The organism is Helicobacter didelphidarum (genome assembly GCF_003364195.1).
Taxonomy (GTDB): domain Bacteria; phylum Campylobacterota; class Campylobacteria; order Campylobacterales; family Helicobacteraceae; genus Helicobacter_A; species Helicobacter_A didelphidarum.
This window is the reverse complement of sequence record NZ_NXLQ01000003.1, coordinates 70,586-83,449: the sequence shown is the minus strand read 5'-3', so window position 1 is coordinate 83,449 and position 12,864 is coordinate 70,586. Positions and strand designations below refer to the sequence as shown.

At 31.2% G+C, this 12,864-nt stretch carries 8 protein-coding genes; all 8 read right to left on the bottom strand.

Going from position 1 to position 12,864, the window contains the following annotated elements; all coding sequences use genetic code 11:
* Positions 1–49 precede the first annotated feature (49 nt).
* The gene (gene argH, locus CQA53_RS02935) at positions 50–1,495 is read right to left on the bottom strand and encodes an argininosuccinate lyase (RefSeq protein ID WP_115542527.1); all 1,446 of its coding nucleotides are present in this window, start codon (positions 1,493–1,495) and stop codon (positions 50–52) included.
* Between the two features lie 122 nt (positions 1,496–1,617).
* Positions 1,618–2,166: a PepSY-associated TM helix domain-containing protein gene (locus CQA53_RS02930; RefSeq protein WP_115542526.1), complete on the bottom strand. Its 549-nt coding sequence runs from the start codon at positions 2,164–2,166 to the stop codon at positions 1,618–1,620.
* A 412-nt stretch (positions 2,167–2,578) separates the two neighbouring features.
* Positions 2,579–3,820: an epoxyqueuosine reductase QueH gene (locus CQA53_RS02925; RefSeq protein WP_115542525.1), complete on the bottom strand. Its 1,242-nt coding sequence runs from the start codon at positions 3,818–3,820 to the stop codon at positions 2,579–2,581.
* 141 nt (positions 3,821–3,961) lie between these two features.
* Complete coding sequence (dnaE, locus tag CQA53_RS02920; RefSeq protein ID WP_115542524.1) at positions 3,962–7,831, bottom strand: DNA polymerase III subunit alpha; 3,870 nt, start codon at positions 7,829–7,831, stop codon at positions 3,962–3,964.
* A gap of 607 nt (positions 7,832–8,438) precedes the next feature.
* Positions 8,439–9,389, bottom strand: coding sequence for a hypothetical protein (locus CQA53_RS02915; RefSeq protein WP_245945604.1), 951 nt, complete (start codon positions 9,387–9,389; stop codon positions 8,439–8,441).
* Between the two features lie 83 nt (positions 9,390–9,472).
* Positions 9,473–9,814 (bottom strand): hypothetical protein, encoded by a 342-nt coding sequence (locus CQA53_RS02910; RefSeq protein WP_115542523.1) that lies wholly within the window; start codon positions 9,812–9,814, stop codon positions 9,473–9,475.
* 225 nt (positions 9,815–10,039) lie between these two features.
* Complete coding sequence (gene rimO / locus CQA53_RS02905; protein WP_115542522.1) at positions 10,040–11,329, bottom strand: 30S ribosomal protein S12 methylthiotransferase RimO; 1,290 nt, start codon at positions 11,327–11,329, stop codon at positions 10,040–10,042.
* A 187-nt stretch (positions 11,330–11,516) separates the two neighbouring features.
* A complete protein-coding gene (locus CQA53_RS02900; protein ID WP_245945602.1) occupies positions 11,517–12,713 on the bottom strand; it encodes an MFS transporter in 1,197 nt (398 codons plus the stop codon).
* Between the last annotated feature and the right edge of the window lie 151 nt (positions 12,714–12,864).

Here is a 12,864-nt window from a genome sequence, read left to right as displayed (position 1 = left end):
AACAGAGAGATTAAGGTTATCCTAAATTTATTATTTTGATTTTTTCAATCTATGAAATTTTGTGCAACCATTGTTCTAAAACATGAATTTGTCGTTTTACTTCTGCACTTGCACATCCACCAAGACTATTTCGCTTTTGCATAGAATTTTCTAAATCCAATACTTGAGTAAGATTCTCACCAGTGAGATTATCGAGCCTTATAGACTGTTCTTGTGTAGAATCTTGTTTTAGTTTTATAATCTCTTGTTGTAAAATTAATTCTAAATCGTTGGGGTTAATTTTACTAAGATCTTTGGATTGTGTTTCCGCATATCGGACACAAATACCTGTGATATGATGAGCTTGGCGAAAAGGAATGTTACATTCTTGCACTAAAAAATCTGCTAAATCCGTGGCGACTAAATGTCCTTTTTGGCACATTTTTAACATATTTTCTTTGTTAATCTGAAGCTCTTTGAGGCTTTGTGTTAGAATTTTTAGACTAATATATGCTGTTTGAATAGAATCAAATACTCCCTCTTTATCCTCTTGCATATCTTTATTATATGCTAAAGGCAGAGCTTTCATTGTGGTAAGTAATGCCATAAGATTGCCATACGCTCTCCCACTTTTTCCACGCAAAAGCTCTGCTACATCGGGATTTTTCTTTTGAGGCATAATCGAGCTTCCAGTTGAGAAACCATCTGAAAAACTGACAAATCCAAATTCATAACTACTCCACATAATGAGTTCTTCAGCTATTCGTGAAATATGAAGCATAACCATTGCAATATCATAAAGAATGTCAAGTGCGAAATCTCTCTGACTTACAGAATCCATTGCATTCAAACTTGCATGGGTAAAACCTAAACTCTTTGCAAGATTCTCCCTCTCATTTCCATAAGGAGTTCCAGCAAGAGCAGCACTTCCTAGCGGACAATCATTGCTTCTATGATAGCTTGCTTGTAGTCGTTCAATATCTCGCTTAAGTGCAACACACCATGCCACAAGATGATAGCCAAAGCTAATTGGTTGTGCATGTTGTAAATGTGTCATGCCAGGCATAAGTGTGTGTGTGTGTTCTTTTGCAATATGAAGAAGTGTTGCAATTAATTCACTTAAAAGACTTTGCAATGCAATATTATGCTTGCGACAATAAAGTTTAAAATCAAGTGCAACTTGATCATTGCGACTTCGTGCAGTATGTAGTCTTTTACCAGCATTTCCTATCTTTTGACTCAATGCAGATTCTATAGCCATATGTATATCTTCATCTTTTATATTAAAAAGAAATTTATTGTGTTCAATTTCTTCTCTAATTTCTGCTAATCCCTTTAATATAGAATCTAATTCTTGTATTTCTAAAAGTCCGATAGAATACAACATTTTTGCGTGCTCACAAGAACCTTGTATATCTTCTTCCCATAGATTTTTGTCAAAAGGCAAACTCGCATTGAATTCATCAAGCAAGACACTTGTATCATTACCGAATCTTCCAGCCCAAAGCTTTGCCATAGTATTCCTTTTTGTGTGCAATTGAGTTTTATATGCATTAATAAGCGTTTATCATATCAAAAGATTAGTAAAGATTTTGTTTACTGTTTGAGTAAAATCTGTAAAATAAGGATTCTTTAGCCTTAAATACTTAAATAAATCATGAATATAGTGATAACCAATCCTAAACAAAAAGTTATCAACGCATTTTTGCGTTTTTTCTTACAAAATGAAGTCATAACTAAGCCACTTAAATAGAATATCGCAAGAGAAAGTGCAAAGCCAACAGCAATAATATCAAAATAAAATTTCCCCTTGCCTTTGTGCATGAGTAATAAGATTCCATACAAACTACGATTAACCACACGAATTTTATACCCCTCTTTATCTTTCATAAGTGTAATACTATAAGCGATTGAACCCATGCTAAGATTCCCACGCATATTTTTTATATTTGTATTATCGGGTATGCGAATATTTCGTGTTACCAACTCATGCAATATAGTTTCTTTTTCCCGTCCTTTTTCAATAGATTCCACACGAAATTCAGTAATATTTGCCCCTGCTTCTTCGCGAATATCAAATAGATAAAGTGCACCTGTTAGTGCGTAAAGCAAAGCTACTGGAAGAAAAAATAGACTTAAATAAACATGCACTTTCATCCATATTTGTTTATTTTTAAAAAAATGCATTTATAGTCCTTTAACCATAATTATGTAATACAAAAACAAAATTTTTAAGTAAAAATTTCCTAAAATATGGTATCAAAAAATCAATTGTGCAATTGTATCATAATTTCTTAAGAATAACAATAACGAAATTTATTTGTTATTTTAAGATGGAATATGGTATCAAAAAATCATATTTTACCAACAAAAATTATAATACAAATATATTTTGTATTATAATGAAGAGGTGAATTGAAATTTGTAGTTAATATTTTTTTGAGAATCATAAGAAATTTATTGATTATAGAGAAAGAATATTGGAGATTATATATTGATTGTGGTAATAATATTATGTTATTTCTACAATAAGGTAAAAGTAATTTATCGGTATATAAAGAAATCTTATGGTTAAAACAAGAAAATATTGCTTTTATTTTTATGAGATTCTATCGATTTTGTCTTCTGGAAAGACATCTCTATCGGAATAAAACTCTTCTTCAACAATATAAATCTTTTCATCTTGCATAATACTCTCAATATCTACAATAAGATCATGTGGGATTTGAGAATCTAGAATTATAATAGGATTGACACTTTCCATGCCACAAAGCATATAGCGTAACCCTAACTCTTGCTCATAACTTGGTGGATTTGCATTTAATTCAGCTATACTTTTATGTTGTGTATTAAAGAAAAAATTAAACATTCTAATATCAAGGAAAATACTATCATCTTTTTTTGAATATCCAATTTGAAGTTGCATATTATTTTTGTATTCACATTCTTTCTGATATAGAAATCGCATTCTTTCTTGCCAATTTAAATTCTTTAAAATATATTGGAATGAAGTATAAAAATCTGTGATTTTTACTCGTATCCATATAATATTCCCACTTTTTGCATTCTTTTTCGGCATTGATCTTGCAATAATATAAGATGGAATAATCTCTCTTTTTTGTGTAACTTTAGCATGAAGCAATCGCCAAACAAGGTTCTTTCTCTGCGTGAGGATATATCCACGATCTATTTTTTCTAATTCATCTCGTTTTTGAAATTGCACATACCTTTCTTCAGTACTACCGGGCATAATTTGTTTTGTCATACTACTTAACATTTCAAGTGCAACTTTTTCTTGTTTATTCCTTTGTTTGTGCAATGCATATTGGCAACCACAATAATTTTGTCGATAAAGGTTATCTGTTTTTGCAAGTTCATTTTGCTTATTTACCCCACCATTTGCACGCACATTAATTTTTATAAATTCAAGGTTGTGCTGTTTGGCAATTTCATCACCTTGCATATAGAGTGTTTGTTGTTCTTTCATGGGACTGCTAAGTAAAGTTGTGCTAAATTTTGAAATAGACAATTCTTTTGCTTTTAGTGCGGTTTGCATGAGTCGTGTATCAAAACAAATGGAACAACGTTCGCCTTTTTCTGGTTCATCTTCATACCCTTTTGTATTCTGCAACCATGTATTAAGATTATAGTTGCCTTCAAGAAGTTCTATGTTTAATATTTTACAACTTCTGCGAACATCGTTTAAACGCAAATCATGTTCCTCTTTTGGATGTATATTTGGATTATAAAAAAATCCTATTAACTTTTCATGAGGATATGTTTTTTGCATTTCCCTTAAAAAATAATGGCTATCAACACTGCAACATATATGCACCAACATCTTTTTCTCCTAATAATAAAATTATTTTTTATAAACAAAAAATAAATAACTACCTATGCCAATCACTACTACCAATATTAAAAATATCAGTAAAATCAAATCTAATGTTTCCACAACTTTCCTTTACATTTTCTACAAAAATTAAAATAGCTGATATTGTGCTTCGGGAAAGATTTTTTCAATTTCAGAACGAATAGCACTATTTACATTAAGCTCACTTTCCAAAACAAAAACTTGCTTTGTATCATTATCGCGGAAACCGATTGCAAATTTTGTGTTACCACTATAACTCTTTGCAATTCTCGCCAAATCACTCATTTGCTCTTGATTGATAGCACTCTCAAAAAGCACACATAAACATGAATGTCTATCGTTCATATCTCCACGTAAATCAAGTGGTTCAACCCCATTAGATTCATTATATTCTTCATAGATATATTCCTCAATTTCATTTTGGAGGATATGAGAATCTACATCGCGATTATATTGATTAGGAATTACTTGAGATTGAACTTGTGATTGTTTGGTATTTTCAGATTCTCTTATTCTCTTCGAATCTCCCTTCAATCCTTTTTTGTCTTTTCGAATTTTGATTTCTACATTTTTACATTCATGTAATTGTAATATTTCAGAAATACGTACACCAATCTTATGACTCTCATTTTCTCTTCCATCTTCTGTCTCTGTAATGATTGTTTCTTTTTCTAATTTTCCTTTGATTCCAATAGGTTGACTTAAATTCATATCATCAAGTTTATTTAATTGTTGTTCAAAGAGTGTAACAGGTTGCTTCCCACTAAAATCCATAATTGTCATTGTGCCATACGCTTTATTATTTTTGCTCATTTTGCGTTGCACCTCATCAATTTTACCAATTAGCAAAATATCTGAACCATCTTTGAGGGTCTCTAAATCAGAAATTCTCACAACATTTTGAATAGCCAGAATCTCATCTTTAAAATCATCAAGAGGATGTCCGCTGAGATAAAATCCTAAGCTTTCATATTCAAATTGTAAAAGATCTTTATTTGCTAACTCCTCACTCTTTTTTAATTGTAAGACTGGATATAATGATTCTGTTCCAAATAATCCTCCATTAGAAATTGTCCTTTCTCTCGAGATATTACGCCCAACATCGCAAATCAAATCAAGGTTGTCAAGCATGGTTGAACGATTATAACCCAAACCATCAAGGCTACCACTTTTTACAAGAGGCTCTAAGATTCTTTTTGAAAGACGACTAAAATCTACTCTTGCGATAAAGTCTTCAAGGCTTTTATATTGTCCATCTTTTAATCTCACTTCAACAACACTTTGTAGTGGTCCTTCACCAGCACCCTTAATTGCTCCGAGTCCAAAGACGATTCTTTTTTCACCTCGTTCATTCATAAGTACAGAAAAATTACTTTGTGAGGAATTGACATGAGGTGGTAAAATCTCAATTCCCATAGCTTTGACCTCATCAATATATTTTACCACAGATTCTATCTTATGACTTTCACTTGTCAGCATTGCAGCCATAAACTCATGTTCAAAATAAGTTTTGAGATATGCAGTTTGAAAGGTCAAAATCCCATAAGCAGCAGAGTGCGATTTATTGAATCCATATTCTGCAAACTTTGCTATTTGGTCGAATAACTCTTCTGCCTTATGTCTATCAAATCCCTTATTTTGTGCACCATTAGCAAACTTTGCACGAGTTTCAATCATGATTTGTGCATCTTTCTTTCCCATAGCACGACGCACTAAATCAGCTTCACCGAGTGAAAAACCACCAATCACTTGCACAATTTGCATAACTTGCTCTTGATATACAATGACACCATAGGTATTTTTTAAAATTGGTTCTAACTCCTTAAAAGCATAAGTAACTTTCGCTCTCCCATGTTTTCTTTCAATGTAATCATCTGTCATACCACTGTCCATCGGTCCTGGTCGAAACAATGCTAAAAGAGCAATGGCATCATTAATACCGCTTGGTTGTAATTTACGATTAATCTCTTGCATACCATTAGATTCTAATTGGAATATCCCAAGTGTATTCCCTGTACGTAATGTGCGATATACCTTTTCATCATTCACATCAAGTATAGAAAGATTCACTTCAATATTATTTGTGTTTTTAATAATTTCAAGGGTGTCTTGAATAACAGTGAGAGTCTTTAATCCAAGAAAGTCAAACTTTATCAAATCTACTGCTTCAAGATATTTCATGGAATATTGCGTAACCATAGCACCCTGTGTTCGTTCGCTTACATAAAGCGGAACTTTATGCCATAATTCTCTTTCAGAATCTACAACGAGTGCAGCAGCATGTTTTCCTGTATTGCGATTAAGATTCTCTAATCTTAACGCCATTTCCCATACTTTTTTAGCAAGTGTGTCAGATTCTATTAATTCACGAATTTTTGGTTCTAAATCATACGCACCTTCCACTTTTTTGCCTTGTTTATTTGTGTAGGATTGTAGAGTAATTCCAAGTTTTGAAGGAATGAGTTTGGCAAACCTATCAGCATCTTTAATGGGCATACCATACACTCTTGCAACATCTCGTATCACGCCTCTTGCGAGCATTTTACCAAAAGTAATGACTTGGGCTACATTGTATTCACCATATTTTTCGCGCATATAATTGAACATCTCAGAACGTCTTCGTTGGCAAAAATCTGTATCAATATCAGGCATTGAGATTCTTTCTGGATTTAAGAATCTTTCAAAGAGTAAGTCATATTTAATTGGATCAAGATCTGTAATCTCTAAACAATACGCAACAAGACTTCCCGCAGCACTTCCTCTACCAGGTCCTACGGGGATTTTATTTTCTTTGGCATAACGAATGAAATCCCAAACAATCAACATGTAACCCGGAAATTTCATCTGCGTAATGACTTCAATCTCATATTTTAAACGCTTGTAATACGCTTGATGTTCGGTAGAATCTATATGCTTCAAACGTTTTTCTAAACCTTCATAACATTTGTGAGAAAAATATTCTGCTTCATCTTCAATTTCTAAATTTTCATTCTTTGCATATTCTTTTGTAAATTTAAAACTTGGTGGTGTTGGAGGATTTTTATCATCTTTTAAATCTATTATGAGATTGCATTTTTCTACAATTTCTTGCGTATTAAACACAGCCTCTGGAATGTCAGCAAAAAGATCAAGCATTTCTTGTGGACTTTTTATGTAAAATTCTGATACCGTGTGTTTTAGTCTCTTTGAATCATTAATGTCTGTACCCATTGCAATCATCATCGCAGCTTCTTGCATATTTGCATCTTCTTTTGTGCTATAATGGGCATCGTTTGTTGCAATTAGTTTAACTTTTGTTTGCAAACTTAGTTCAATAAGTGCATTATCGATGTAAAGCTGGTCATCAACACCATGTCGCATAATCTCAATATAAAAATCCTCTCCAAAAATATCTTGATATTCATAAATTGCTTCTTTTGCCCCCTCAAAGCCTTTTGCCCCAAGTGCAATTTTCTTCTCCCTTTTTTTATTTTCCATGTTTGGATTAAGATTAAGATTCCATGCGATTTCACCATTTAGACAAGCAGAAGAACACACAATGCCTTTGGAATATTCTCTTAGAATCTTCTTATTAATTCTTGATGTCCGATAGAATCCTTGTATAAAACTTTGGCTTGAGAGATACATCAAATTTTTATATCCCTCTTCATTTTTTGCATATAAACAAATATGAAACTTTGGACAATTTAGATCTTTTGCTCCCAAATCTTCCTTATTATGGATATATGCTTCTATCCCAATAATTGGTTTTATCCCCATTTGTTTCATTGTTTTATAAAACTCTACTGCACCAAACATATTCCCATGGTCTGTCATAGCAACACTTGTCATACCAAGTTCTTTTACTTTTTCTCCAAGTGTCTTAAGCTTATTTGCACCATCGAGCAAGGAATATTCTGTATGCAAATGCAAGTGTGTGTATGGAATCTTTTGTGTGTGTGTGTGTATAATTTGTGTCTCTAAATGAGTAAAACCCATAAAAATTCCTTTGGTAAAATTAAGGGGATACCCTTTATTTCCATTTTATTTAACTTTATTAAATTGTAATTCAATATTTATTGTTGAAACTTTGTTTCAAAACACTGCGTTAAACCTTGATATTTGCTTGATTATTAAAATATTTCTGAATCTTAAGAATAAAAGCATATTGCTAGATTATCTTGAAATAAAAATTTTAAGTGTTAATTGTTTGAATATTTTTTCTTTAATTTAATTTCATAATCTTACTATAAGTAAAGTAAAAATTATTTGAATCTGAGATTAAAGTTTGCTAAAAATAACGATAAAAATTATTTATTAAAACTAACAGGCACTTATTACATGATAAATCATAGAATATTCGCATTATTTATCTTTTATTTATGTTATAATGCTAAGGGATGAAAACAACCCCATATCTAATGTTTTCTTAAAATTCTTAATCTAACCTAAAATTACCAGCACAGATTCTTTATACTTTGGCTTTCTTTAATTAATATATTTTATTCTTATGCTAAGAGGTTTTATTGTATAAAATTACTTTAAAAATTAATAAGTTTCTTTTATCTATATACTTTTGGAGGAAAATTTTTAAATGTGTAAATTATTAGTTTAAAAATTCATATTTATTAAGAGGTTTTTGTGCGGGCATAACGAGCTTACCAAAATTGAGAGAAACTCCTAAAATAAGGCTTGAAGCTGGAACTCCAATATCTTTTGCTTTCAGTATATAATAGCGCAGAGTAGGGGAAATACTTAGGCTTTTAAATAGTCTTGCTTCTATGCGTGTTTCAATTAAGAACTGATAGTCAGGAGAGATTCTAGAAAATTGAGTATTATAAAGGTATTTTTTAAAACTCATTGCATACAGCCAACGAACATTCTTATTAATCTTATATTCTAATGATAGACCAATTTCTGTGCCAAAACCATTGAATTGCGTATTACTATTTAAATCGTGTTCGCCAAAGAAATCAAAATATAAACTTTTGAAATATTTGCCATCAAAAAGCTTACCTCCAATAAGGTAATTCATAATATGTCTTCTGCCAACACTTGGCGTTGGGTAGAATTCTGTTTGATATGATGCTTTAATGAATGGACCGACTTCAAATTCTTCAAAGCCCCAATCAAAATCCCACATTCTTTGTGTATAATCGGTTGAAAATAAAAGCTTGTCAAGATTTTTGTTTGTTAGCCAACTCTTATCTGTTTGCATAATTTGTGTAAAACCATATTCTGCAAGGATAATATTAAAAGCAACAAAACGGCGAGAGTAGTAATTTACATTCATTGTAAAATAAAATTGTAATGCGAGTTGAGAATTTCCTTTTAAATTGCTATCAGAAAAATTATTATAAAGTGTTTGGTTTGTAAGTGAGGATTGACTGAAGTTAAGTGCGATTCGTTTGAGATCTATTTCCCACCCATCTTTTTCGGCGTTAATATCAGTTTTTGCTTGTGTAAAACTGAAAGGAAGAGGAGCATTATATACAATGGAAATGTTGAGAGAGAATATAAAAAATATAATGGATAATCTCTTATAGACATTATACACAATTATTCCTCTCCTTTGAATTTTTATATTTTGTAAAATCATAGTTTTATTAATTTATTATAAGATTAATAATATATAAATTTTTACTCTTGTATTTGTATCATATCTTTTGGTAAAAATTCTACACCATCGCCATGTTCTAAGATTATGTCAGCAATTGCTTGACTTAGAATCTCATTAAGGTAAGTTGGGACACACTCAAAGCTAAAAAGTATCTCATGGTATTCAGATGGTAAATCAGAAACATGGTTATTTTTTAATGCGTTAGCTTCCGCGTGATTTGTTGTTTGTAATTCACTTACCATACTTACTTTGTTTATATTGTCGACATGATGAGAAGAATGTGTAACAGGTATTAGATTACTGGTATGTGATTTGATATTATCCAAATCTTTTTTAAATTTTTGTATCATGTTTTTTTGCATTTTCTCCCTTATTGAAACGAATATTATGATTTTATAGTATTTCTTTAAATATCTCAATAGCATTTAGTTGTAGATTTTATTCTTATTGTTTTTCTTAAAGAAAGATATTGTAATATAATTTTCATAACTTTTATTATACCACTTTCTATCAATTAACAGAATAAAGATGATAACTTATGAGAAAGTATTTTACTCTAAATAATAAAAATTGATTCAAGAAAATAATCAAGATTCTATAATTTTCCCTATCAAAATGTTGTCTTTATATTCTGTGATTTCAACATTATAATATCCAATATTTTCAAATTTACCATCATTAATGAGGATCTCTCCATCTATTTCTTTTGCCCACCGCTTATCTCTCGCACTATAAAAATATGGACTTATTTCACTTTTTCCCTCAATAATACACTCAAATCTTTGATGTATCATAGATTGAAAAAGTTTTTTTTGATTTTTTGCTACGATTTTCTTTATTGCTTGTATTCTCTTTGTTCGCTCTTTTTTTGGTAATTCTTCAAGTTCTCCAGCTTTTGTGCCTTCTTCTTTTGAATATTCAAAAACATTTAATCTATCAAATTGAAAAGATTCTAAAAATTCACACAATTCTTCAAAGTCTCTTGGTGTTTCAGTTGGATACCCAATAATAACACTACTTCTGATAAAATTATTGGGAATTTTCTTCATATATTCTAGGAGACTTCTGACATCTTTATAGCTCCTTTGCATATTTTTCAAGACATTTTTACTAATATGCTGGATTGGCATATCATAATAATTTTGAAAAATTCGTGATTGTGCTATGGCATCGAGTAGTTCAAAATCAGTAGAACTTGGATATAAATAGAGGATTCTAGCAGTTTTTATTGCACCTTGTGCCTCAATGGCATTAACGAGCTTTAAAAGCCCTCCTTCTATACCTTTATCTTTTAGAAAAGAGCTTGTATCCTGAGCAATAAAACTTATATCTTGATAACCTTGCTTTGCTAAATTATCAATTTCACGTAAGATAGAATCTATATTTCTACTTTGCAATTTTCCCTTAAAACTTGGTATTGCACAAAATGAACAAGACTGGTTGCAACCCTCGCTAATTTTAAGATATGCGTGAATATTTGAACCTGTAATAATGCGTTTATCATCTGTGTTTAAAAAAACATTTTCTCGTATAATACCTTGCTTTTGTCTAATCATAGAATCTATTTTATTGTAATCACTCACACCGGTGAGAATATCAATTTCTGGAATCATATCTTTAATTTCTTTTGCATAACGAGCGACAAGACAACCACTCGCAACAAGCAAAGCTCCTTTTTTACGCAGTTCTAGTGCTTCAAAAATATGCCCCAAACTTTCTTTTTTTGCTGCCTCGATGAATCCACAAGTATTAATGATGATTACATCTGCTTCCTTAATTTCTGGTGTGATAACATAATCTTGCAATTTCCCTAGCATAACTTCAGAATCTACAAGATTCTTAGAACAACCAAGAGAAATGACATGTAATTTCTTCATTTTTAACCTTTGAAATTTATTTGATAGAGTATAATTTTAGGATTTTGCATAGATTTTTTCTAGTTTGTAATTATAATATAGCTTTCTCAATTTGAACTCTTCCTTAAAAAAGATTCAAATTTTTCAAGCTATGTAATACTTGTTGTAAAATTATTAAGATGAGGTATTCAAACTTTACAAAGATAAATCATTCGTGGTCATGAAGTATCGCCATGTTGCCGGGCTTAGTCTTATAATTTCGCTTTAAAATATTGGGTTTATTTAATGCAAAAAGCAAACAAAATCCAAGACAAGCGAGATAAAACCAGCTAAATCCATGAAAGCCAAATTCATTCATTAAGATTCCCAGGATTAAGGGTGCAAATAATGAGCCAAGAGAATAACAAAAAAGCACAGAACGACCTAATTCCACACTTTTGCTACGATCTTTCAACATATCATTTGCTCGTGCTAATGCTAAAGCATAAAGACAAAATATTCCACCACCAAGCGGTATCGCCAAGGTACATTGTAAAAAAAGCGGTAATGGAAAGATAAGAAAACTAAGCATAGCACAAAAAGCAACTCCCGCACAAAGAATGATAGCAAACTTTCGTCCAAGTTTATCTGAAATAGAACCTATGCTACTTTGAGCAAGAAAGCCACCGCACATGGCACATGCAATAAAATATGACACACCTTTCGTATCAAACCCTTGTTTCAAAATAAAAACTGATGCCATAGCAAAAAAGCCATTTACAAGCATTCCGGCAATGAAACTTGTTACAAGTGCAAGAGGGGCAATATCAAAAATCTTTGGCAATGAAATTGGGGATTTTTGTGGCAATAATGGTTCTTTTATACGAATAAGATAAAGTGGTATAGTTGAGAACATAATGAGACAAGCACCAAGGATAAACACACTATTTTTTTCTAAATTAAAAGCAATAATAAGCACACCAATACCAGAAGCAAGATAATACACAACCTCATAAAAGCTTAATACACGCGAACGAACTGAATTTCTTGCTTTTTCATTCAACCAAGATTCTATAACCATAAGCACGCCATAATAACAAAATCCAAGCAATAAACGAAAAATAGACCACAAGTAAAGATTATCAAATAAGCTATGCAAAAGGCTGGCAATTGCAAAAAGTGCAGCAAAGATTCCAAATGAGCGAATGTGTCCTACGCGTGAGATGATTCTGTGTCCACTGATTGTTGCAATAAGTGCACCAATAAAAAAACATGAACTAATCGCACCAATAGCAATTTCATTCATGCCAGAACTTTTTAAAATAACCCCAACAGAACTTACAATAAGAGAATTTCCAATAAAGAGAAATGACATACCCAAAAAAAGAGCATTCATAGATTTGATTGTTCGTTTTGTGCTTGGCATAAAAATCCTTAAGGTAAATAAAGATTCTATAAAAAATTGATTTGATTTTACAATTAATTCTCAACAATATTAAATATATAGAATCCTCATGAAATTTTATTGTTACCAACAATAAAAATCTTACATAATCTGCATATTATTCAAGAGGCTT